Raw genomic sequence first — 23914 nt, 5'->3', positions numbered from 1 at the left:
GTTGTAAGCAAGCGACGCCTGTTTGCCGCAACGCGACGTCAAGAGCATGCAAAAGACGCCAGAAATGACAATGCCCGCTCAGGTGTTGGCCTGAGCGGGCATTGGTGATGCTGTGGTCACACGAATCAGATAAATGCGGGCCAATGAGCCTGTGATGCCGGTGCAAGTGCCGAGAGCGCCACGCTGCCCTCTCTACGCTTGCGTCATGGAGCCTTGCATTACGAAATCACTGGCAGAGGGCCTAGCCCGCGTTGGTCTGGCTGGCCGTTCGCGGCGTGGCTTGCGGGCCGGTCTTCGGCTGACGACGCGATTTGATCACGCTGCGCGATTCATCGACCAGCGCGACCAGCAGGCCAAGCGTCATGGCGAGGATCACGAAGCTGACCGGCAAGGCAGCAGCCATCAGGACCGTCTGCAGCGCCTTGAGCCCGCCTGCCATCAGTAGCACCGCCGCGACGGAGCCGATGCAGACACCCCAGAAGATGCGGTGACGCGGCAGCGGGTCTTCATCGCCCATCGACAGGATGGTGGTGATGACCAGGGTGCTGGAATCGGAGCTGGTGACGAACCAGCTGATCAGCAGGAAGATCAGCAGCGACGTCAGCACAGTGCTGAGGATGTCGTTGCTTACCAGCGCATCGGCGGTGGCGAACAGTGCCTCTGGCAGATTCCAGTCGCGAATCATGCCCATCAGCTGGCCGGTGCCCGGGCCCATGGCCGCGTTCAGTTCCTGATGCAGTGCGGTGCCGCCAAACAGGGTCTGCCAGATGAAGATGATCAGCGGCGGGGCAATCAGCACGCCGAGGATGAATTCACGCAGGGTGCGGCCCTTGGAGATACGCGCGATGAACAGACCGATGAACGGTGCCCATGCTAGCCACCATGCCCAGTAGAAGATGGTCCAGGCATCCTGCCAGTCGCGCTCGACCGGTGTGCTCGCGACCCACAACCCCATGGGAATGACGTCACGTACATAGGAGACGACCGTCTCGCCGAACATGCTGATCAGCCACAGGGTCGGGCCGCCGATCAGGAAGCTGCCGACCACGATGACGGACACGCCGACATTCAATTCGGAAATGATGCGGATGCCGCGCTGGACGCCGGAGACCGCCGAGGCGATGGAGATGACACTGATGATCGCGATCAATACGACTTGGGTGCCGATACCCGAGTCGATACCGGTCAGGCGGTTGAGGCCGACGGCGATCTGACTGACGCCCAGTCCCAGCGAGGTGGCGATACCGAACACGCAGCCCAGAACCCCCATGATGTCGACGGCATGGCCGATGGGGCCGTAGATGCGGTCACCGATCAGCGGATAGAGCGCGGAGCGCAGTGCCAGCGGTAGATTGCGGCGATAGGCGAAGTAGGCCAGCGTCATGCCGACGATGACATAGACCGCCCAGCCGTGCAGGCCCCAATGGAAGAAGGCCAGCTTGAGCGCGTCGACGGCGCGGGCGTGATCCATCGCCATATGACCGGCGAGGTCTGCGTGCGGATTGTTGGGATACCCGAAGCCGCCGGAGTTGTCGAAGTAGAACATCGGTTCGGCGACGCCGAAGAACAGGATGCCGATCCCGACGCCTGCCGAGAGCAGCATCGAGACCCAAGTGAAGCGCGAGAATTCAGGGCGGCTATCCGGCGCGCCCAGGCGCAGCTTGCCCCAAGGGGAGAAGACGAGGGCAATGCACAGGCCGATCAGACCGACGATGGTCACCAGGTAATAGGTGCCGAAGGTGGATTCGATCCAGGCGCGTGCGGCGCCGAACAGACTGGAGGACAGCTCGGGGGCCAGGCCGGTGGCGAGAACGAAAAGCAGCAGCAGGCCGGCGGAGGTCAGGGTCATGCCCTTGTGCATGCCTTTGAGCGGGCCCGAGGTCTCGACGCGCAGGCTCAGGTCCGGCGAATGGTAGCGCTGAGAGCCGACGACTGGCGCGGCGCTGCCGTCAGAGGTGGTGGTGTTGGAGGTGGTGTTGTTAGAGGTGGTGTCTTTAGCGGTGGCGTTTTTGGTACTGGAATTGTCAGGTGAGGCGGGATCAGGCTGAGGTGGGGTCACGCAATATCTCCTGTTCGAGCTGGTCGTAGGGCCAGCGTTCCCTGTCGCGGTCACGGCGGAATGACCGTCCATCTGTCGCGAAAAAATTGTTGTCGATAAGGCAACGAGATGAAGATGTGAATGCTTGTCGAGAGACGAGGGAAGACGCTAACCCCTTCAAAGCATTACAATATATTATGTATGGAATTGATTTTGATGGCTACAGCTTCTGGAAAATTGGCTGTATCGCAAGAGCGTGTTCGCCAGCGAGTCCATTTGGTCACGCCGACTCATTGGAAGGGACTATCGCGCAGGGGCGTCGCGGCTGCCTGAGAGGCAGAAATCATGCAATGATGTTCTTGACGTGATACGACCCATGTTTGCCCGAAAGCGACAATGTTGGCCGCCTGTGAGACGCTTTCGGGATAACATTCAAGCGATGCGGGGTCGTGAGCGGAACCTGTACCCCGGACGCTTGCCCTCACGACGTCATTGACTCTGTTTGCGCTCAGCCGACGAGCAGGGCGGATTACACCTTTCATTCTCTGGAGCCACTGCACGATGCGACTCGATTACATCGGCCCGCTACCGGAAACCATCGGTTTTCTCTTGCTGCCACGCTTCTCGATGATGGCGTTCTTCGCGGCCGTGGAGCCTCTACGCATCGCCAACCGCATCAGCGGCAAGCCGCTGTTTCGCTGGTTGCTCATCAGTGAGGATGGCCAGCCGGTCACGTCTTCCAGTGGCATGACGCTGGTCGCCGACCACAGCATTCTCGATATTCGCTCCCTGCCTTCGCTGGCGGTGTGCAGCGGTTTCGAGCCAGAGGCGCACCTCAATCGCGCCCTGACGGGCTGGCTGCATCGTCTCGATGGGGGAGGCTGTGTACTGGGCGGCCTGGATACCGGCTGTTTTCTGTTGGCGGCGGCAGGACTGCTGGACGGTGAGCGCGTCACACTGCATTGGGAAAGCCTGCCGGCGTTTCGTGAGCGCTTCCCGACCATCAGCACCTCGGATGAGCTGTTCGAGCTGGGCGCGCGCCGCTTTTCCTGTGCCGGTGGGGCAGCCGCGATGGACATGGCACTGGATGTGATTGCCCGCCGACACGGCACCGCGCTGGCAGTGGATGTCTCGGAGCAGCTGGTGCACGACCGCATGCGCACACGAACCGACCAGCAGCGCATGACGCTGGCGCGCCGCCTGGGCACCCACAAGCGCCAGTTGGTGGATGCGGTCGCCCTGATGGAGCAGCACCTGGATACCCCCTTGTCACTGGAGGAACTGGCAAAGCGTTGTCGCATCTCGCTGAGACAGTTGCAGCGCCTGTTCGAGCAGGAGCTTTCCACCTCGCCGCGAGCCTGGTACCTGCGGCTGCGCCTGGAGCGGGCGCGGCACCTGCTCAAGGAAACCGACCTCGATATTCTCTCGGTCGGGCTGTCGAGCGGTTTTACCTCCAGTTCCAGCTTCTCGCGTGCCTACCGCAATCACTTCGGGCACTCCCCGCGCCAGACGCGGTGAGGCCTGGCCAAAGGTGCTGCTTTCAAGACACGGGCGATGCTTTCAACAATTGCTGCAAGTTCGTGCGCCACCTTGCGTGCGATCGGCTCTTTTCACTGGCTTCTGTCGGTGGTCCTCATGCGGCTGTCATACCCGCGTATTAAAAGCGTGACTGATGGGAATGGCTGTTAGATGGCGGGTATCCACGCCTTGAGATGCCATGCTGTCGGGCAGGGTGCGTCTTGTGCTGGATGAAGTACGAGGTTTCAGCCGGCGTTTGCCGCGGGTGAGTGATAGCTGCATGTGGCCTGCAGAGGCATGAGAGCGACTTTTGCAATGACAAGGGGATGGGGAATGAAGCATCTGACAAGCAAGCTGCTATTGGGGAGTGCCATCGCCTTGATGGCCTCCACGACCGCCATGGCCCATGGCACCGACATGAGCGAGCGCCTGGCTACCCTCAAGTCGATGTTCGATGCCGACAGCATCGTCGCAGGCCCCGAGGTAGTGGATTGCACGCTGTCCGGGGGTACCGAGACCCAGTGTTTCAGCATCACGCTCAAGAACTCGCTGGCCGCTGATCAAATGGGCCCCTGGTGTCCCGGCAATATCGCGGAGGGTGCCGAGAAGGGCGGTATCTGGGTGCGCGACGGCAAGCAATACGATGTCGATGGTGCCTTCATCGAGAATCTGGCCACTTTCTATGATGACCCCGAGTGGCAGCTGTTCGATGAGGACACCGGCAAGGTGCACGTCACCGATACCAGAACCGCGTGTGATCAGGCGGCGCGGCCGGATGTGGCCGAGGAGTACAACAACTACTGCGTGGAATGCCGCACGGAATACATGGATGAGGTCGTCGAGACCACCTATGTGCTGCCCTTGGTGCCTGTTGTCCGTCAGGAAGAGGCGACAGGGCGCACGCCAGGCCCACGGGGTATCGCCTTCAACGGCGTCAGATTCGATGCCGCAGCGCCGCAGGATGCGATTCTCGCTGCCCATACTCTGGCCCCGTTCGACGATTGCGGCGGGCATGTGAATCTGCACGTGGGCTATCACTACCACGGTGCCAATGGCTGTAGCCCCAGGCAGGAGACGTCTGAAGCGGATGCCCCGATGATCGGCTTCGCGATGGACGGTTACCCGATCCTGGCCAGGCTGACCGGTGAGGAGGCTGAAAAGGCCGAGCTGGATGCCTGCAGTGGTCACGTCGCCGCAGGAATCGGCTATCACTATCACGGCAACAGTGCCGAGAAGAACGAGATCCTGGGCTGCTTCAAGGGTGAGATCGGCTGTGCGCTCGACTCACCGGATGCGGTCTGCAAGGCAGATGAACGCCCGGCAGGAGGGCCGCCCGGGGGCGGGCCTGAAGGGCAAAGGCCTCACGACGAGGCGTGAGGCCGAAGGTTTCTCTTGTGTGCATGGGGGAGCCCTTGCGAGTGCAGAGGGTGCCCCGGGTTGTCGGCGTGGTTGCGGCTTTCTGACATATTGCCTGCACACTCTGGCGGCACCCTGCGTTGATCCGCACGAATACACAAGGAACGAGCATGATGAAGCTTTCTGGTCTCTCTGGCGCAAGTGATGCCATCGTCCGCAGGGGCGCAATGTTTGCCATCACCGGCACCCTGCTGGCAGTCAGTGCCGTGAGTGCGGCGCAGCAACCGCCGCGCGGCAAGCCGCCTCAGGAAGCGTTGGAGGCATGTGTCGCCAAGCAGGTGGGAGACCAGTGTCAGATTCAGGTGCAAGGTCAGCAGGATCTGATCCCCGGTCAGTGCATTGCACCGCCCGAGGGCGGTCCTGGCCCGGGGGCATCAGGTGACGCGCCGGCCGATGGCGGCGAAGGCCTTGCCTGTCTGCCCGAGGGTGCCAAGCCGCCGGGTGGCCCAGCGGAACGCTGAGGCTGAAGGCGCCTGCGCCGCATGCACCGTGAATGCTTCGCCCGCCACTCTGATGATGTTGCATGGGATCAGAGGGCGGGCGTTGCTGTCTGTGGGCTGCCGCTTGTCATTGCTTGATTGTTGAATGAAGCGCTGCTCTTTTGCCTGCGTTCTGATTGATTCACCCTTTCTGTCGCGGTGACATCTTGCGCTTACCGCGATGCTCAAGCGTCATCTCAGGAGTCATTGAATGACCTTCACACCTCCACATCGTGCAGCTGCCTTGCGGCACAAGGCACGCTTGCCCGCTTCAGTACTGTCTGCTTCAGTACTGTCTGCTTCAGTACTGTCAGCATCGATCGCGATGCTCATGGCCGGCGCGGCTCACGCTGAAGTCGTGCCGAGCCAATTCTCTTCGGCCGCACTGGTGAAGGCCCCTGAAACGGTGAGCTGTACGCTGGAAAATGGCACGCAGGCCCAGTGCACCCGTCTGGTGGTCAAGTACAAGCCGGATGGCCTGAAAACCGGCCCGTTCTGCCCGCCATCTCTGGATGATGAGGGGGGTATCTGGGACTGGGATGGCGAGAACCCGGGGCTCTATCGTCTGGATCGCGCCTTTTTCGAGATGCTTGATACGCTCGGTTTTCATTTCCATGATGATGACGAATCGCTTCACATCATGACGGATCTGAGCAAGACGCCGGTCGAGGCCAACAACTGTCTCAACGTGGCCGAGGATGATAGCGTCGAGATGACCGTGCTGCTGCCCCTCGAGCCGGTCGAGGCTGCCAAGCCCACGCCGCTGGGCACCGTCGCCAAGATCGGTCTCGCCCTGGATGGCGTGCCGATCTTCGCTGACGCCCCATCAGTGCTGGACACCGGCAATCTGCCGGCGCTGGATACCTGTGGCGGGCATGTCGATCCCGGTGGCTGGTATCACTGGCACGCCACGGCGACCGATATCGACACCCTCTATGACGAGCATGGTGTCGATGCCCACTGTCAGCTGCCACAGAGCCATACCGCTCAGTTTGCCTACGCCTTTGATGGCTACCCGATGTTCGGCACCCAGGATGCCGGCGGCAGCGTCCCGACGGACCTCGACAGCTGCAATGGTCACTTCGGCCCGACCGAGCGCCACCCCGAGGGTGAGTACCATTATCACGCCACCGACGAGTTCCCGAATCTGCCCAAGTGCCTGAAGGGCGTGGTCGCCAAGGGCAACTTCGTGACCACGGCCAGCATGGGCATCGGCTCGCCGCGCATACCGGGCCAGGGCCCCGGCCCGGGTGGCCCGGGTGGGCCGAAGAAAGGCACGTCTGATCGCCCGGAGTCTGATCAGCCGTCAGAGGCCCCATCTCAGGCATCCAGCGAGCAGTAGAAGCGGATGTTCATCAGGCTGCCGAGTGGAAGCTTGGGGCGGCGGCTTGGAGTGGCAGCCTGGCCCGCCACCTTGCCGACAGTCGCGCGGACTGCCTGAGCACAAGTGCTGTATGACATAGCGTGCTGTATGAAGAAGCCCTGCGGCCGTGCGAGAGATCTGCATTGCCGCGGGGCTTCATGCTTTTCACCGAAGGATTGTTACCTCATGACGTTCACCCGTTTTTCCGCGCCGCGACTCACGCGGGCAGCCATCTCCCGTCTGGGCCTGTTGCTGATCTTGTTTTCCGGGGCTGCGCACGCCCATGTCGATACCGACTCCGTCGGTGGCTTTGCCGCGGGCTTTCTGCATCCTCTGACGGGGCTTGATCACTTCACGGCCATGGTGGCGGTGGGCCTGTGGGGCGTGATTCTCGGTCGGCCCGCCACCTGGCTGCTGCCGGTCGTCTTCCCGATGATCATGGCGCTGGGGAGTGTGGTCGGCATCGTGGGTCTGGCGCTGCCGGGCATCGAGATCGGTATCGCGCTTTCTGCACTGGTCCTCGGCGCCTTCATCGTATGGCGGGTCGCATTGCCGCTATGGCTCGCCTGTCTGGTCGTCTCGGTATTTGCGATCTGTCATGGCTACGCCCACGGGGCAGAGTTGCCCCTGGCGTCTGATCCCTTTGCCTTTGCGATGGGCTTCATGTTGGCTACCGGCAGTCTGCATGCCGCGGGTATCGGCGTTGGCATCATGGCGGAACGTTTCCGTCAGGGCATGTTGCTGCGCGGATTGGGAATTCTGACGGCGCTGTTGGGCGTCTACTTCCTGATGGAGGCCCTGGCATGATGATGTGGGATCAATGGCTGTTGGGTGTTCGCGCCGCCACCGGAAGCCCGGTGATTCTTTATCTACTGCTGACGGCCAGTCTGGTGGGCGTTGCCTGTCAGAGCCGCTTCACGACTGGCGACTGGCTGCGCGCTCTCCTGCGTCTGATCAATGCCATGGTGCTGGGAATCGTGGTGTCGCTTTACGCGCCGGATTCGCTGGTGATGGCGGTTGTGGGCTTTGCGATCGTCATGGCCTTGCTGGTGTCGATTCATCTACCGTTGCGCACGCCATGGGGGAGGGCGCTGATGTCGCGTGTCCCGGCAACGTTGTCGGCGCTGGTGGTCGCCCTGCTGTTCGTCGGGCATGACGTGGCCACCACGCCCGTGGCAATACTGCTGGGCGTGATGACCGCCATACTCCTCATCGTTGTCGCCGGGTGGGGGATTTTTGCACTGGCCGGGCGCTTGCTCCCCGAGTCGGCTTTCGTCATCGCCCAACGCGTGCTGGGTGCCTGGTTGGTCGCCATCGGCGTGATGACGCTCACATTCATCGTGATGCAGTGGTGAGTCTGGTCTCTTGCATTATCAGGCTGCTCGCCCCCATTGCATGAGGATGCCCTCAGTAAGCCCCAAGGAATGGAGCGCGTATGCAGTTCATGAAATATGCCAGGCAGTTGGCGCGAAACCCGCTGGGGATCATCGCGTTGTTCATCTCGTTGATCTATGGCTTCGCGAGTCTGCTGCTGAATTCGGCGGCCGAGACGCTGACAGTGGCGGAGCGTTGGCCATTGATCGGTTTCATCGTGGTGTTTCCGCTGCTGGTGCTGGCGGTGTTCTATCGACTCGTGACCAAGCATCACGGCAAGTTGTATGCGCCGGGAGATTACGACAAGGACCGCTCCTTCATGCGCACGTTGTCGCCAGCCGAGCAGGAGCAGCGTCTGACTCGCGAGGTGCATGAATCGCTGGGGGAGAGTGATTGGCAGCAAGGCGGAGCAGACGCCGAGGCTCAGGTGTCAGCCACCGCTGAGGATAGCGGGCAGGCCGTCGACGATGCCGACGTCGCTCAGCTGTTGAGTCCGCAGGACAGCGCCGATGAGAAGATGCCGTTATCGCGTATCGAGCATCTGGACCATCATCGCCAGCAGATGACCCAGCTGAAGGATGCGGTGCTGCGTCAGATGCAGGAATCCTCCGCTGCCGGTGGTGGTGCGAGCGGCGAGATGACGCGGCATGTGCGTGTGGGCGAAACCGATGCCTGCTTTGATGCGCTGCTCGAGGGGGAAAGCGCCCCCTTCACGTTCATTGAAGTGAAGGTGTTGAAGCACTACGCCAGAGCGCAGACGATGCTGCAAAGTCTGCTCTACGAAGCGCTGCTGGCGGATCGCACCCTGGAGGCCAATTTCAGGTTGATCGTCGTGGTCGTGCTGACGGATGATTCGCCTCAGGACATGACGCGGGAGCGGCTGGAGCAGGAGTGGCATCAGCGTATCCGTCAGTGCCCGGTTGCCATCGAGCTGCGCTTCACGTCACCGGCCAGCCTGAAGACTTAGGCCACGGCTTGACGCTCGCGCGGTGATCACCGAGCCTTTTCACTCAGATATCTGTCACCAGCTACGCAAACGCCCAGTCACGACTCTCGTGGCTGGGCGTTTGCGTGCGTGAGGGGCTGCGCGCTAGTCCAGAGCACACAGGCGCCGATCGAGAGCGTGACAGAAGGCCTGCCAGGCGATGCCCATCTCAGGCAATTCATGATGAGCGTGCAGGGCGGCGTGGACCATGCCCGTGGCGCAGTGATAGCCGACTTCCGCCCCCTGGGCTTTCCAGGTGGCGACAGCCGTCTCCAGCGGTGCCGTCAGAGGGTCATGTTCGACCGAGAGCACTTCGATGACCTGCGCCGGTGCCTGACGAGAGTGAGGCGGCGTCATGAGGTAGCTGCGTGAGGGATCGCCCTGGGCCACCAGCTGCCACATGCCGACGATTTCTTCACGGCTGAGCAATGGCGCCGTCGGCCCGAGCGTGGTCAGATCATCCGTGGTGATTTGCATGATCGGGTCGAGTGGCGGGTAGATGAGGCCGAGCACATGGGGAGAGCGTGTCTCGTGATGCAGGCGTGAGACATCCATCACCAGACGCCCCCCGGCGCTATCACCGACTATCGCGACAGGCGCCAGCTTGCGCACGGCAACATCACAGTCCATCAGCGCCTGTTGGTAGGAGGCTTCCGGCAGCAGCCGGTAATCCACGCTGATCACTTCCCGATTGAGCAGTGCTGCCAGGCTCGAGGCTACCCCTTGATGGCTATCCAGTGAGCCTATCTGCCAGCTGCCACCATGCAAGTAGACGACACAGCCGTCCTTGCGCGGCTCATCAAGCGTCGGACGGAAACGTCGTAAAGCAATGACGTGGCCATCATCGGAATGCAGTGTCTCGTCGCTTGTCGTGACGCCATCTGCGAGTGGTGCGGCCAGTCGCGCGTAGAGCGCTTCGCAGAAGGGGCGACTCTCGGCGACCGACAGCCCTTCGAGTTCCGCCATGCCTTGCGAGAACGCCTCGATGAAGTCATGGCAGCGCAGCGGGGAAAGCGTCTCTGTTGTCATGATATTCAGCCTGAAAAAGAAAAGGTCATGCATACGATAACACCCCGCCAGCAACTGACGGGGTGTCGGTCTATCCCTTGGCAATATCGGTGCGCCCGTGTCAGGCCGTCTTGCGACGGATCCCGATACGGCGGCCGGCCGCCTTGGGCCAGTCATCCTCTCCAGCCGGTTGGGGCAGGGCGGCGATGCGCTCCGCTACCGATTCCGGGCAGGGCGTCGGACGACCGCCACTGATGCTCATCGCCATCAACATCTGCTCGCTGGTGGCAATCTCGCCGCCGTCGGCATCGGTCAGAGTGAACAGCACGTGTTGACGCTTGGCGTCATGGTCCAGCAGCAGCACCTTGACCTTGAGTGTCTGGCCTTCGTGCGCTTCCGCCAGATAGCACAGATGCGTCTCCAGGGTGTAGATGGTCAGGTCGTGTTCGCGACGACCGTCGGCATCCAGGCCCACGTGCTCCATCAGCGCTTCGACGGCCATCGAAAAGGCGCGCGCGTATTCGGCATCGTTCATGTGGCCGTTGTAGTCGACCCACTCATGCGGCACCGTGATCTCGAGCAGGTCCATCAGATACGTCCCTCAAGGCCTTCGGCTTCCGGCCAGTACTTGCGGGTCAGGCTCAAGAGCTCGACCAGGAAGTCATCGCGACGACGATCCAGCTCGGCAACCGGGCGACCTGCCGCCTGGTATTCGCAGCCTTCCACGACCTTGTCGATCAGCTCGTCGGTCAGCTCCGGCGCTTCGAGTTTGGTCCACGGCAGTTTCAGGGCCGGGCCGAACTGTTCGAGCATGTGACGCATGCCCGGCTCGCCGCCGGCGAGGTGGAAGGTCAGGAAGGTGCCCATCAGTGACCAGCGCAGACCACAGCCATAGACGACAGCCGCGTCGATCTCTTCGGTGGTGGCGACGCCATCGTTGACCAGGTGCAGGGCTTCACGCCAGAGCGCTTCCATCAGGCGGTCCGCGATGTGACCTTCGATCTCGCGACGCACGATCAGCGGACGCATGGCCAGTGCTTGATAGTCGTCACGGGCACCTTCCAGCAGTGCCGGAGAGGTGTGCTCGCCGCCCACCAGTTCGACCAGCGGCAGCAGATAGACCGGGTTGAACGGGTGCGCGACGATGACGCGACCCGGCGCCTTCTTGCAGTTCTGCTGCAGATCGGTCGGCTTGAAGCCGGAGGTGGAAGAGCCGATCACGACGTGCTCTTCAGCCGCGGCATCGATGGCGCTGAGGATTTCCTGCTTGAGCGGCAGACGCTCTGGCACGTTTTCCTGGATCAGATCAGCACCAACGACAGCTTCCTCGAGGGTCGCGGCAAAGCGCAGCCGCTCGACGGAAGCACCTTCTGCCAGGCCATCCTTCTCCAGCGCATGCCAGGCGTTCTCGACGAAGGCGCGTGTGCGGGCTTCGGCGTCCGGGGCCGGATCAAAGGCGACCACGTCCCAGCCATTGGCGAGTGCACGGGAGATCCAGCCGTTGCCGATGACACCGGTTCCTACGACAGATAACTGGCTCATGCGACACCTCCAGCGGTTTCGAGGGCTGCCACGTCGCCGGCGGTCTTGCCGGTGGACGGATCACGCAGCTTGAGGAAGGCGCGAGTCTCGGCCGGCGTCATCACGCTGGAGCCCAAGTTCTCGATGATGCCAGAGGACTTCTCGACCAGCTGCGCATTGGTCGCCATCACGCCCTTGGACAGATAGAGGTTGTCTTCGAGACCGACGCGAGCGTGACCGCCCAGCAGCACGGCCTGTGCGACCATCGGCATCTGCATGCGACCGATACCGAAGGCTGCCCAGTTGGAGTTGGTCGGCAGCTTGTTCTTCATGGTCAGCATGGTTTCGGTGTCGGCTTCTGCGCCCCACGGAATGCCCAGGCACAGCTGGAACAGCAGGTCGTCGTCGAGCAGGCCTTCCTGCTGCAGCTGACGGGCGAACCAGACGTGGCCCAGATCGAAACACTCGAGCTCCGGCTTGACGCCAGCCGCCTGCACCAGACGAGCGTGCTCGCGCAGCCAGTCAGCGGTGTTGATGTAGACCATGTCGCCGAAGTTCAGGCTACCGCAGTCCAGGGTGCACAGTTCCGGCAGCAGTTCCTGGATCGGCGCGTGACGCTCGGCCGGGGTCTGGATGTCAGTGCCCGGGCCGCCACGGGTCGGGTCGTTGACGTCCGGAATCCAGTCGCCGCCGCCACCTGCGGTGATGTTCATGACGATGTCGGTATCGGCTGAACGCACACGGTCCATGACTTCACGGAAGTGTTCGGTAGAGTGGCTGATGCCGCCAGTCTCCGGGTCACGCACGTGAATGTGGGCCACGCTGGCACCGGCCTTGGCGGCCGCGATGCAGTCATCGGCGATCTGCTTCGGCGTCACCGGAACATTCGGGTTCTTGCTGGCGGTATCACCCGCGCCAGTGATGGCGCATGTCAGGATAGTCTTGCGATTCATCGTCGGGCCTCACGTGTCAGGACACTTGTCTGCGGTAAGTCGCAGCGGCCATGTCACCCAGACGTCAACTTGCACGCCCCGGTCGCATCGCCTCTGCGCCTTTGTTGAACACAGTGTCGTGAAGTTGGGGGCAGCGAGATGATCAGAACGCGCCAGATACTTTGCGTTTTACGTCAACCTGTCGCTCGCAGCAGTTTGAGGGCGATCACTGACACCCCTCGCAGGCTCCTCGACGCCTTTCTCCGATAGGTAGGGTAGGGCAAGGGTAGCGATACGCTCATTGCGTCGAGGAGGAGAGGGTCGAGATGAAGAAGACTGTAGGGATGAGAGCGAGAAGAGATGAGAGAGAAGAAAGGTGGAGTGAGAAGAGAACGGCAGGAAGGAGAGACAAGCCAGGGGGAAATGGACAGTGTCGTGTGCCCTGGTCATCGGCAACGCAACTCCCCCTGGATTGCCAGAGGTAAGGCTTCTGACAAACCAGGGGGAAGAGGGCGACATGCCTCTGGCTGAAGAGACATGGCCTTGGCTCAAGAGAATGAGTGGCAACCCCTAGCGAGACTCGTGTTCTCACGCGGGTCTCATTCCTTGGGCGTCTCAACTCTACTGCGTCTGATCAGTTAAATCTTTCGTCACTGGATCTTGCCGCTTTTCAGCTCAGAGAAGACCACCTTGGCGTAGTCGCCATTGGCCTTGTCGGTTTCCCATACGCCCGTGCCTTCACAGGCATTGGAACTGGACTTGGTATTGCACTGGTTGTAGGAACCCGCCTTGAAGTACATCCAGTCACCGGCGTAGCCCGCCGGAAGGTCATCTGTATCCTCCTTGCCGTTGGCATCGACATTGTCGGCAAGATTGATCTCGAAATTGCGTGTCGGATGGCCTTGCGAATTGAAGGTCAGATGCATGATGTCGCCCTTGACCTCGACCTTGTAGCTGAAGGTCTCGCCCAGCGAAATGCCTTCCTTGCCGGGATCAGCGTTGCTGCTCCAGTCGTTGCCCCATACCGCATAGCTGACATCCGTGCGTTTGGGATCTTCCTTGGCGAGATTCTTCTCGTAGTTCCAGAACACCGAGCCAGTGTCCTGATCCGGCAGCTTCTTGTAGAAGATCTTGAGTGGCTCGTTGCCATGCCCAAAGCCCTCATTCGCCTCCATCAATGCCTGGTCCTTGCCAGCATGTATCTGGCCGATGACCACCGAATAGGCTGACTTCCTGTCTGGTTTCTTCGAGCGTTCCGCAACATGTTCCACGCGCAACGTGGCCTCTAGATAACCGCCAATCTGCGCGAATTCATCGGCCTTTCCATGCGAGGCGAGTGCGAAGTTGTTCTTCGGGTCATGGGTACCGATGCTGGTGTCGGTACCGCGTAGCATCTGGCGCAGTTCCGTGCGGGCATTGCTGGAATTCGGGGTCGTGAAGGCACTGTTGGGTGTCACGAATACCATGTTGTTGTCGTCATCGAGATAGAAATAGTCAGAGTGACGATAGCTCTGAAGGTCTGACACCTTGATTTCATCCACCTTGCCATTGCCGTCGGCGTCCATCGGCAGTGTCAGCTTCCAGGTGCTGAGATCGAATGTCTCTCCGGGGGGAGTGTCATTGGCAGTACTTGGCGATGAAATGATACCTGCACTGGCAGCAAGGAGAAATGCTGTCACCAAGGGGTGGCGTACCCGAGTATTACACATGGTCTCAAGCCTTTTTTATGCTTATGGGGTGAGTGCCAAGATGGCAGTCGAAGGCTAGAGCCAGTTGATCATGACTGTCAAGACGATTGTTGTCTGAAATGAAATAGCGTTTTGAAAAGTGGATTTCCAATATTTTACAGAGGGTTATGTGGTGATCTGAGAGGTAGGATCGTGCTTTCAGTCATGAGAGAGGAAAGGTATCGCTGTTGGCATCTCAATGATTGATAAGGAAAAAATCATATCAATGCATTTTCTTGAATTTCCATATCATACATTGGTCATGCATGGTGGTTTCGCCATGGTGGACGCTGAATGAAGACAAGGCTTGACCGCCTCACGCAAGAAGAGAGTGAGCAGTTGCCTGAAGAGAATGGAGAAGGGGTGGCACTGGGTGTCGATACGAATTGCTGGCATGGAGTGCTGGCATGCCGACAACGGTATGGCAATGGAGACTCTTTCACGCTGTGACATCCCTCCATGGATGTCAGACGATTGGCGAGCAATGACTTGCACGCTGCGTGTCGGATAGCGAAGCGCTACCTGTCGTCATTCAGGGGTGATGCGTGTCTCAATCCGTTTCCTTCCAGCCCAGTTGGCGTGAGATATTTCGCCCAGCTTCACACAGGTTGTCCTTGTACGTCAGGGTAATGTCCTGGTGGTAGCGAATGGTGGGGATCGACATGCTCAGGGCTGCAATGGCCTTGCCGGTATGATCGAGAATCGGGGTCGCGAAACAGCACACTCCGGCGTCCATTTCCTCGAGATCTTCCGCCAGGCCGCTATCACGTGCCTGGGCAAGCTGTTCATCCAGCGCCTGACGCGAGGTCAGCGTGCGCTCGGTACGCGGCGCCAGTGGTTGCAGCGTCAGAAGGTGCTCAAGCTGGGCTTCGGTCATGCGCGACATCAGCGCCTTGCCCATGGCGGTGGTATGCGCGGGGCAACGGTCGCCGATGCGGGTATTCATGCACAGGTTGAAGTGCGAATTGTATTTGTGGACATAGACGATTTCCCCGGTGCTGGCATCCAGAGTGCCGAGGTGAACCGCTTCCCGGGTCAATTGTGACAGGGCGGCCATGTCGGGGTCCGCCATCTTGATCAGGTCCATGTTCCCCAGCGCAGAGCTACCCAGCACAAAGGCTTTCATGGTCAGGCGATATTTCTCGCTCTCGCCATCCTGGGCGACATAACCAAGATTCCTGAGTGTCTGAAGAAACCGATATGCGGTGCTTTTCGACATCATGGCTCGCTGGGACAGCTCGGCAAGGCTGGATTCATGGTCGATGTCCAGCCCCTCCAGCACGGCCATCACCTTCATCACCGCGGTGACGTTGTCGACCTTGGCTTCGGAAGCCCGGGTTTCTGAAGACATGAGATCCCTTATTCTGAATTTATTGAAACTCGATTTTAGAACACCTGCCATCGCTTTTACACCCTCGGCCCCCGCAGCCACAACGCCTGTCGTCCATTCTGGCTCCGGGGCTGCTCCCGGAGATGACGACGGCCCATCATTGTGGAACGGTCTAAAAGTCTAAAAGGGAATGAAATGCTGTTTCAAAAATAAAAATCCCCTGCTAGGTTTTCAAAACACCATTTCAGATTGATGTCTCAATCGACGGTGTCTCCCCGAAATGGCGTGACAGTCAGGTCAGGGGGAGCGTCCAAGGATGGGACAACCAGCCAGCAGGGAGCAACAGCGATGAACGCAAGCAGTTTCTTCATCGACGATGAGCATGATTGGCAGGATGTCGAGCCGGGCATCCAGCGCAAGATCGTCGCCCACACCCCGGACCTGATGGCCGTATGCGTCAAGTTCGACCTCGGTGCCGTCGGCACGCCCCATCAGCACGAGATTCATGACCAGATCGGCTACGTCGTGCAGGGCGCATTCGAGATCGAGCTTGACGGCGAGAAGCGCCGGCTCGGGCCGGGCGATGCCTTCGTCGCACCGCATCACACCCTGCATGGCGCCGTGGCGCTGGAGTCTGAGAGTGTGGTGATCGATCTCTTCTCTCCGCGCCGCGATGACATGCTGACACCGTGACGTTACGCCGCTCTCGGGCTCTGGCCCGGGTCGGCACTCTGGCGCCCTAAATGATGCGATTTATCTAAATAAGACTTTATTTATTGATGGGTGATGGCCGTTGTGCCGGGGCCACCGATGCCCACCATACCCCCGATTTCATTCCACAATTTCAGGAGTGTCGTGATGTTTGAAGATCTCAAGGACAGACGTGTATTGGTGACCGGTTCCACTGCAGGCATCGGGCTTGAGGTGGCGCGAGCCTTCCTGGCGGCAGGCGCCAAGGTCGTGTTGCACGGTAGTCGGAGCCCGTCTCAGGCCGAGTCATTGCTGAACGAACTTTCCGAGCCGGGACGCGTGTTCTATCTGCAGGCGGACGTACGCGAGACGGCTCAGTGCGAGGCGCTGGTGAAGCAGGCCGTCGAGGCCATGGGCGGGCTGGACGTGCTGGTCAACAATGCCGGCGGTCTTGGCGGGCGCCAGGGGCTCGAGAGCATTGACGATGACTTCTTCGACAATGTCATCGACCTCAACATTCGCTCGGTGGTGATGGTGACGCGCTTCGCGATTGAGCCGCTGCGCGCCTCGGCCCGCCAGTCCGGACAGAGCAGCAGCGTGATCACGACCGGGTCGATCGCGGGGCGTGAAGGTGGTGGCCTGGGCGCCTGCCTCTACGGTGGCAGCAAGGCGATGGTGCACAACCTGCATCGCAACTGGGTCAAGGAATTCACCAAGGACAGCATCCGCTTCAATACCGTGGCGCCGGGCACCATCGATACGGCCTTCCATGCCGACAAGAGCGATGCGCTCAAGCAGACCATCGCCGGCAGCATCGCCATGGGGCGCTTCGGCGAGTGCCAGGAAATGGCGCCGACCTACCTCTATCTCGCCTCGCATGCGGCCAGTGGTTATGTCACCGGCCAGGTGATCGACGTCAATGGTGGACAGATGTGTCCGTGAGTTCGTCAATACGTGCTCAGGCAATCTCTGCGTCCTCTGGCGTCGCGGGGCCGGACGAGACTGTGCCAACCAGGGACGCCCGACGTGCTGTCGGGCATCGAGACGACACGCCAACCATCATCACGAGTGGCCACGCCATGGAACAGACATTGCTATTGGATCGCGCAGCACTGACGGCGCTGCGCCAGGCCCATCAATCGCAGGACAGGAGCGGACTGCTGGCACGCCGGCTGGCACAAGCCGAGACGAGCCTGGCGTCGGTGCTCTCGGCACCTCTGTGCATTCCCGGGCAGGGTGAGGCGGGCGGAGAAGAGCATGCACGCCACAAGCTCAACTATCAGCACGTCAATCTGGCCTCTCAGCTGTGGCTGGTGACACATGATGAGCGCTATCTCGAATTCGTGCGTGGCCTGTTGCTGGGATATGCCGAGATCTATGAAGCGCTGCCCGCCCACGTCTCCAGGGACAGCAATCCGCCGGGCAAGCTGTTTCACCAGTGTCTGAACGAGGGGATGTGGCTGCTGTACGCCGCGGATGCCTACGGCAATATCCGCTCCGAATTGCCTGAGGCGGAGCGTGAGCAGATCGAAGCGCATCTGTTGCGTCCGATGATCGACCTGCTGGTGGTGCAGAACGCTCACGATTTCGATGTGGTGCACAACCATGGCATCTGGTCCGTGGCGGCGGCGGGGATTGCCGGGCTGGTACTGGGAGACGAGGCGCTGGTGGAGCAGTCATTGCTCGGCAATGCCCGCGATGGCGTCAGCGGCGGCTTTCTCGCCCAGCTCGACCAGCTGTTCTCGCCGGACGGCTATTACCTGGAAGGCCCCTATTACCACCGCTTCGCCCTCAGGCCGATGGTGCTCTTCGCCGAGGCATTGGTGAACAGTGGCGTGCGGCCGGACATCCATGATCATCGTGATCAGATCATTCGCAAGGCGATCCTGTGTCTGCAGGAGGTCGCGTTCCCCGATGGCCGTTTCCTGGCGCTCAATGACAGCTCAAGAACCATGGGGCTGATCGATGAGGGCGCGATGCTGGGCGCCGCCACGCTGCTCAAGCATTACGACGACACGCGACTCAATCCGGCAGTGGCGGGTCTGATCCGCGACAAGGTCGAACGCCTGCCGCTGTGTGGTGGCAGTCTGTCGCTGGCGGAATTCGCCGAGACGGCGTCACGGGCCCCCGGCCCACGCGCCAGTCAATTCATTTCCGATGGTCGCGAGGGCAATGCGGGCGGTCTGGCCATCCTGCGTGCGCCTTCGGCGAGCGGTGCGGAAACCATGGTGTATCTGGCCTTCGGCCAGCATGGCAGTGATCCCACGCTGCACTCGGCGCTCGACCATGGTCACTTCGATGGCCTGCACTTCGGTTATCACAACGGCCAGCACGAAGTCCTGACCGACTATGGCTTCAGTCGCTGGGTCAATATCGAACCGAAATTCGGTGGCCGCTACACGCCGGAGAACCGTTCCTACGCGAAGCAGAGCGTGGCGCACAACACCCTGGTCGTGGATGAAACCTCACACCATGGACTGGACACCGCGCGCGCCTGTGAATATCACGGGGAACTCGACGCCTTTGACACGACTGATCCGCGTCTGCAGATGGTTCGGGCGCGGCTTCGGGAATACGTGCCGGGCGTGGTGCTCACCCGCAGCCTGCTGCTGGTCTCGCTGCCGGAGATGGCCGAGCCGCTGGTCGTGGACCTGATGCAGGCACGAAGTGATGGCACGCATCGCTATGACTACCCCTTGCATTATCAGGGGCAACTGATGATGGCAGAGCCGGCGCTCGAGCAGCAGGCCTCACCCACGGCATTGGGTGCAGCCAATGGTTACCAGCATCTGTGGAAGATGGCGTCCGGCGCGGAGCAGGCGGCGGGCGTCTCGCAGGCAGTCACCTGGTTGCAGGAGAACCACTTCGTCACCGCGCACATGGTGTGCACCGCGCCTGCCACGCTGGTCCAGGGCGTCATCGGGGCGAATGACCCCGAGCGCAATCTGCGCGATGAGCCCTATCTGATGCTGCGCTCTCAGGCCTCTTCGCAGACGGTGGCCTGTGTCATCGAGACACACGGTGTCTTTGAGGAAGCGCGTGAGATCGCCAGTGAGGCGCGTCCCCGTGTCCTCAAGCTTCAGCTGCTTCAGGAGTGTGATGAGGCCTGTGTGCTGGCGCTCGAGCTGCGCGATGGCACTCGACACCGTCTCGCCGTCGCGCTGACGCCCGGCCAGCAGCATGCGGTGAGCGTGGCAGGCGAGCGTCTCGAATGGCAAGGCGAGTGCGCCTTGCTGTGATGCACCGCCACCTGCCTCGTGAGGCCATCAGTGTCGGTCGCTGCGAGGCAGGGGCCAGGCAACAGGCAGGATCAGTGAACGCTTCATTCAGTGAGAATTCTATCTATGTCGGCACAAGGTGATTACCTGCTCTGGACCCGTGAGGAGCTTGACGGGATTCGCAGGCAGCAGGGACAGGACAATGCGATGGGGCGCAGCCTCGCCGCGCTGGAGGCCAGAGTGGCGGCCAGCATGGCGCGCGGTATCGTGATTCCCGGGCAGGGCGAGGCGGGTAGCTTCGAGCACAATACCCACAAGGAGAATGCCCGCGTGATCGAGGGGGCGGCTCTGTGGGGGCGGCTCAGTGACAACGCGCAGGCCCTGGCGCACGCCGAGGAGCTGCTGGCGGGCTACGCGGCCTGCTACCGCGACATGCCGTATCAGGTCGCGCGCAATACCAATCCGCCCGGCAGGCTGTTCCATCAGATTCTCAATGAGCATATCTGGCTGCTGCATGCCTCGCTGGGGCTGGCGTTGCTCAAGCCGTCCCTGAGCGAGGCGCGGTATCAGTCGCTGCTGGATGGGCTTTTCCAGCCGATGCTCGAGATGTTCACCGAGACCTACCGCCACGATTTCGACCGCATTCACAATCACGGCCTGTGGGCCGTGGCGGCAGTCGGGATCTGCGCGATGGTGATCGAGAGTACTGAGCATCTGGCGATCTCCATCGATGGCCTGGATGGCAGCGGCGAGACCGGTGGCTTTCTCGCCCAGATCGCGCTGCTGTTCTCCCCGCAGGGCTATTACGTCGAGGGCCCCTATTACCATCGCTTCGCCATCCATCCGCTGTGTCTGTTCGCGGAGGCGATCGAGCGTCACCACCCTGAACGCAAGGTGCTGACACATGCCGACGGACGCATCGAGAAATCGCTGCACGTGCTGCTGTCCACGGCGTATCCGGACGGACGCTTTCCGGCACTCAATGACGCCTCACGCAGCATGGATCTCGATGATGAGGGCGCGCGCTGCGCCATGTCGCTGCTGGCGGCACGTTATGAGGCGCCCCGGGAGCTGCTGGCCCTGGCGCGTCAGCAGCAGGGCTGCTGGATCCATGCCAATGGACTGGCGCTGCTGAACGCGGTGCAGGATGTCGACACGCAGGTGGAAGCGACCAGCCAGCTCTTCCGCGATGGCCCGGATGGCCAGTCTGGCGGGCATGCGCACCTCAAGCGTGGGAAGGGACTTGCGGCACAGCACGTTGTGCTGACGGCCGGTCAGCACGGCATGGGGCATGGCCACTTCGATGAGCTGGGACTGAGTTTCTTCTCGCGCGGCAAGGAAGTGCTCAAGGAATATGGCTTCGCACGCTGGGTCAATGTGGAGACCAAGTTCGGTGGACGCTACCTCAAGGAAAACGAGGGTTATGCCAAGCAGAGTGTCGCCCACAACCTGGTCGTGGTGGACATGCAGTCGCAGCACGCGGCGAACCACGCGCTGGCGGACGAGCGACATGGCGAGATCTCATTGCTGTCTGGTTGCGCGGCTGGTGCGCGTGCCCGATGTGACAACGCGCATGACGGCGTGGCCATGCAGCGTGAGGTGCTGCTGGTGGAAAGCCGCCATACCGAGACGCCGATTCTGCTGGATATCTTCACGCTGACCTCGGAGCAGCCGCACGTCTATGACTACACCTTCCATCATGGTGGCCATGTCGTGCGCTGGTGGGGAAGTGAATTCACCGCGCTGGATGCCCTGGAAGTGATGGGGGATCGCCACGGCTATCAGCACCTCTGGAAGCAGGGGCAGTGCCGGCCCGCCACCGGACACAGCATGACCTGGCTTGAGGGTGACAGTTTCCATAGCTGGCATCAGATCACCCAGGCACCTGCTGAAGCCTTCCAGCTGCGTGTCGGTGCCAATGACCCCGATCACAACCTGCGGCCAGACGCCAAGGTGATGACGCGCCTGACCGCCACCTCGCAGACCTTCTATTCCCTGTTCGAGAGTCACGGGCATTTCGATGAAGCTCTGGAGCAGTGTGGTGGGGCGCGTCCGCAGGTGATCAATTTCTGTGTGCTGCCGAGTGTGGATGGCCTGACGATTCTCGAGTTGACCTTTGCAACCGGACGACTGCTGGTGGTGCTGGCCGAGCCAGCCCGGCAAGGGGAAAGCCTGACGCTTGAGGCCGGGGAGCGCCCCCTGCGAATCGAGCAGGATGTCACGCTCATTGATCTTCCAGACACGGCGCGGGTGTCACACAACGCCTGACCCGCCGTCAGTGTCTGAGGTCTGGATGGCGTCGTCCATGAGTCGAGTCAGGATGTGAATTGGACCGATCCAAACAACGGCCGGGATCTCTCCCGGTGATAGAAGGCGCTGCCAGCGACAGATGAGACAGCGGCCCCCGTGGTCAGGGAAAGGCGGCGGGGAAACGTGCACTGCCGGGTGCGCAACAACAATGACAAGACAGATAAAGACAAGAGTGCATTGCCATGAACCTAGATCTGGATACTGCCGTCATCGGCATCTATTTCCTCTTTCTGATCGCCATAGGCTGGCTGTTCAGAACCTTTACCTCAAGCACCAGTGATTACTTCCGCGGTGGCGGCAAGATGCTGTGGTGGATGGTCGGTGCGACCTCCTTCATGACCCAGTTCAGTGCCTGGACCTTCACCGGTGCGGCAGGCAAGGCCTACAACGATGGTTTTGCCGTGGCGATCATCTTCATGGCCAATGCCTTCGGCTATCTGATGAACTATCTGTATTTCGCACCACGCTTCCGACAGCTGCGGGTCATCACCGTGATCCAGGCGATCCGGCAGCGCTTCGGGGCCGTCAACGAGCAGGTCTTCACCTGGTCCTCCATGCCCACCAGCATCATCAATGCGGGCATCTGGCTCAATGGTCTGGCCATCGTGACCTCCGGCCTGTTCGGCTATGACATGGAAACCACCATCATCGTGACCGGTCTGGTCGTGCTGGTGATGTCGGTGACCGGCGGTTCCTGGGCGGTCATCGCGTCCGATTACATGCAGATGGTCATCATCATGGCCGTCACCATCACCTGTGCCATCGTGGCCGTGATCCACGCCGGCGGCCCGAGCCATGTCGTGGAAGACTTCCCGGTGAACTTCCTGATCGGGGGAGACATGAACTACCTGTCGCTGTTCGCGCTATGGGGGTTCTTCATCTTCATCAAGCAATTCAGCATTACCAACAACCTGCTCAACTCCTATCGCTACCTGGCGGCCAAGGATTCGAAGAATGCGCGCAAGGCGGGCCTGTTGGCCTGCGTACTGATGACCATGGGTCCGTTCATCTGGTTCATGCCCAGCTGGTTCATGGCCAGTGAAGGGGTGGATCTGTTCGCGATGTATCCCGAGGCAGGTGCCAAGGCGGCTGACTTTGCCTACATGAGCTTCGTCAGCCTCTACATGCCTGCCGGGATGCTGGGGCTGCTGGTGGCGGCAATGTTTGCCGCGACCATGTCCTCGATGGACTCCGGTCTGAATCGCAATTCCGGGATCTTCGTGAAGAACTTCTATGAGGTCGTGCTGCGTCCCAAGGCGTCTGAAGGTGAACTGCTGCTGATGTCGCGCCTGTCCTCCACCGTCTTCGGCCTGGCGATCATCGGGTTTGCCCTGTTCATCAACTCACTGAAGGGCCTGAGCCTGTTCGACGCCATGATGTATGTCGGTGCTCTGATCGGTCTGCCGATGACCATCCCCGGCCTGCTCGGCTTCTTCATCCGCAAGACGCCTGATTGGGCGGCCTGGGCGACGCTGGTGGTCGGTGGTCTGGTGTCCTATGTGGTCGGCTTCTTGATGACGCCGGACTTCATCGTCAACACCTTCGGTCTCGACGCGGACCTGACCTCGCGTGAATGGAGTGACATGAAGGTGGCGGTCGGCATCATGGCGCACACCGTGATCACGGCAGGCTTCTTCGTGCTGACCACGCTGTTCTATCGCGGTCTTTCCGCCGAGCGCGAAGCGGAAGTCGCGACCTTCTTCACCAACCGTGACACGCCCGTCATCAGCGATGACGAGGAACATCGCAGCGTCGACAACCGCCAGCGCAACATTCTCGGCTATCTGATCCTGGTTGCCGGCCTGGGCGTGATGCTGATGTTCCTGGTCCCCAATCCCTTCTGGGGACGCATGGTCTTCGTACTGTGTGGCGGCATCATCGTGGCGATCGGTCTGCTGCTGGTGACCTCCATCGACAAGACGTCACATTCCAGGGAAGAGCGCCTGGTCAGCGATGGCAGTACGCGCTGACGCGGCGTGATGGTGAGCGGCGCTGGCACCTTGTG

19 protein-coding genes are annotated in these 23914 nt (G+C 61.0%); 12 read left to right on the top strand and 7 right to left on the bottom strand.

Going from position 1 to position 23914, the window contains the following annotated elements; genetic code table 11:
- Positions 1-241: 241 nt before the first annotated feature.
- Positions 242-2059 (bottom strand): BCCT family transporter, encoded by a 1818-nt coding sequence (locus tag F8A90_RS10520; protein ID WP_233593279.1) that lies wholly within the window; start codon positions 2057-2059, stop codon positions 242-244.
- A gap of 540 nt (positions 2060-2599) precedes the next feature.
- On the opposite strand from F8A90_RS10520, the gene F8A90_RS10515 reads away from it, so the two are divergent.
- The 7 genes from F8A90_RS10515 to F8A90_RS10485 all read left to right on the top strand — a co-directional run bounded on the left by F8A90_RS10515 (position 2600) and on the right by F8A90_RS10485 (position 9155).
- Positions 2600-3556: a GlxA family transcriptional regulator gene (locus tag F8A90_RS10515; RefSeq protein WP_200017092.1), complete on the top strand. Its 957-nt coding sequence runs from the start codon at positions 2600-2602 to the stop codon at positions 3554-3556.
- 333 nt (positions 3557-3889) lie between these two features.
- Positions 3890-4933, top strand: a complete 1044-nt coding sequence (locus F8A90_RS10510; RefSeq protein ID WP_200017091.1) for a YHYH protein — start codon at positions 3890-3892, stop codon at positions 4931-4933.
- A 149-nt stretch (positions 4934-5082) separates the two neighbouring features.
- Complete coding sequence (locus tag F8A90_RS10505; RefSeq protein ID WP_200017090.1) at positions 5083-5433, top strand: hypothetical protein; 351 nt, start codon at positions 5083-5085, stop codon at positions 5431-5433.
- Between the two features lie 349 nt (positions 5434-5782).
- Positions 5783-6793 carry a YHYH protein gene (locus F8A90_RS10500; RefSeq protein WP_200017089.1) on the top strand — a complete coding sequence of 337 codons (1011 nt, stop codon included), beginning with the start codon at positions 5783-5785 and terminating at the stop codon, positions 6791-6793.
- Positions 6794-7000: 207 nt separating this feature from the next.
- Entirely contained in the window at positions 7001-7621 is a 621-nt protein-coding gene (locus F8A90_RS10495; RefSeq protein ID WP_200017088.1) for a HupE/UreJ family protein, read from the top strand.
- A complete protein-coding gene (locus tag F8A90_RS10490; RefSeq protein WP_200017086.1) occupies positions 7618-8169 on the top strand; it encodes a hypothetical protein in 552 nt (183 codons plus the stop codon). Before F8A90_RS10495 ends, F8A90_RS10490 begins: the two co-directional genes overlap by 4 nt.
- A gap of 80 nt (positions 8170-8249) precedes the next feature.
- Positions 8250-9155, top strand: coding sequence for a hypothetical protein (locus tag F8A90_RS10485; protein WP_200017084.1), 906 nt, complete (start codon positions 8250-8252; stop codon positions 9153-9155).
- A gap of 123 nt (positions 9156-9278) precedes the next feature.
- Here the strand turns inward: F8A90_RS10485 and F8A90_RS10480 are convergent, their stop codons facing one another.
- From F8A90_RS10480 to kdgR, 6 genes are all read right to left on the bottom strand, one after another.
- Positions 9279-10202 carry an alpha/beta hydrolase fold domain-containing protein gene (locus tag F8A90_RS10480; protein WP_200017082.1) on the bottom strand — a complete coding sequence of 308 codons (924 nt, stop codon included), beginning with the start codon at positions 10200-10202 and terminating at the stop codon, positions 9279-9281.
- 100 nt (positions 10203-10302) lie between these two features.
- Positions 10303-10770 (bottom strand): thioesterase family protein, encoded by a 468-nt coding sequence (locus tag F8A90_RS10475; RefSeq protein WP_200017080.1) that lies wholly within the window; start codon positions 10768-10770, stop codon positions 10303-10305.
- A complete protein-coding gene (locus F8A90_RS10470; protein ID WP_200017079.1) occupies positions 10770-11723 on the bottom strand; it encodes an L-carnitine dehydrogenase in 954 nt (317 codons plus the stop codon). The genes F8A90_RS10475 and F8A90_RS10470 overlap by 1 nt, the downstream gene beginning before the upstream one ends.
- The gene (locus F8A90_RS10465) at positions 11720-12655 is read right to left on the bottom strand and encodes a 3-keto-5-aminohexanoate cleavage protein (RefSeq protein WP_024952191.1); all 936 of its coding nucleotides are present in this window, start codon (positions 12653-12655) and stop codon (positions 11720-11722) included. The genes F8A90_RS10470 and F8A90_RS10465 overlap by 4 nt, the downstream gene beginning before the upstream one ends.
- A gap of 629 nt (positions 12656-13284) precedes the next feature.
- Complete coding sequence (locus F8A90_RS10460) at positions 13285-14313, bottom strand: polysaccharide lyase family 7 protein (protein WP_200017076.1); 1029 nt, start codon at positions 14311-14313, stop codon at positions 13285-13287.
- Between the two features lie 598 nt (positions 14314-14911).
- The gene (gene kdgR, locus F8A90_RS10455) at positions 14912-15712 is read right to left on the bottom strand and encodes a DNA-binding transcriptional regulator KdgR (protein WP_200017074.1); all 801 of its coding nucleotides are present in this window, start codon (positions 15710-15712) and stop codon (positions 14912-14914) included.
- 327 nt (positions 15713-16039) lie between these two features.
- Between kdgR and F8A90_RS10450 the strand changes: the two genes are divergently transcribed.
- From F8A90_RS10450 to F8A90_RS10430, 5 genes are all read left to right on the top strand, one after another.
- Complete coding sequence (locus tag F8A90_RS10450) at positions 16040-16384, top strand: cupin domain-containing protein (RefSeq protein WP_200017072.1); 345 nt, start codon at positions 16040-16042, stop codon at positions 16382-16384.
- A 165-nt stretch (positions 16385-16549) separates the two neighbouring features.
- Complete coding sequence (locus tag F8A90_RS10445) at positions 16550-17323, top strand: SDR family NAD(P)-dependent oxidoreductase (RefSeq protein ID WP_200017069.1); 774 nt, start codon at positions 16550-16552, stop codon at positions 17321-17323.
- Positions 17324-17460: 137 nt separating this feature from the next.
- Positions 17461-19620 carry a heparinase II/III domain-containing protein gene (locus F8A90_RS10440; RefSeq protein ID WP_200017067.1) on the top strand — a complete coding sequence of 720 codons (2160 nt, stop codon included), beginning with the start codon at positions 17461-17463 and terminating at the stop codon, positions 19618-19620.
- 105 nt (positions 19621-19725) lie between these two features.
- Entirely contained in the window at positions 19726-21867 is a 2142-nt protein-coding gene (locus tag F8A90_RS10435) for a heparinase II/III domain-containing protein (RefSeq protein ID WP_200017060.1), read from the top strand.
- Positions 21868-22091: 224 nt separating this feature from the next.
- Entirely contained in the window at positions 22092-23879 is a 1788-nt protein-coding gene (locus tag F8A90_RS10430) for a sodium:solute symporter family transporter (protein WP_077371173.1), read from the top strand.
- Positions 23880-23914: the final 35 nt, after the last annotated feature.

This window comes from Cobetia sp. cqz5-12 (assembly GCF_016495405.1).
Classification (GTDB): Bacteria; Pseudomonadota; Gammaproteobacteria; order Pseudomonadales; family Halomonadaceae; genus Cobetia.
Note: the sequence above shows the minus strand (reverse complement) of the source record. Positions and strands in the feature narration are given on the sequence as shown.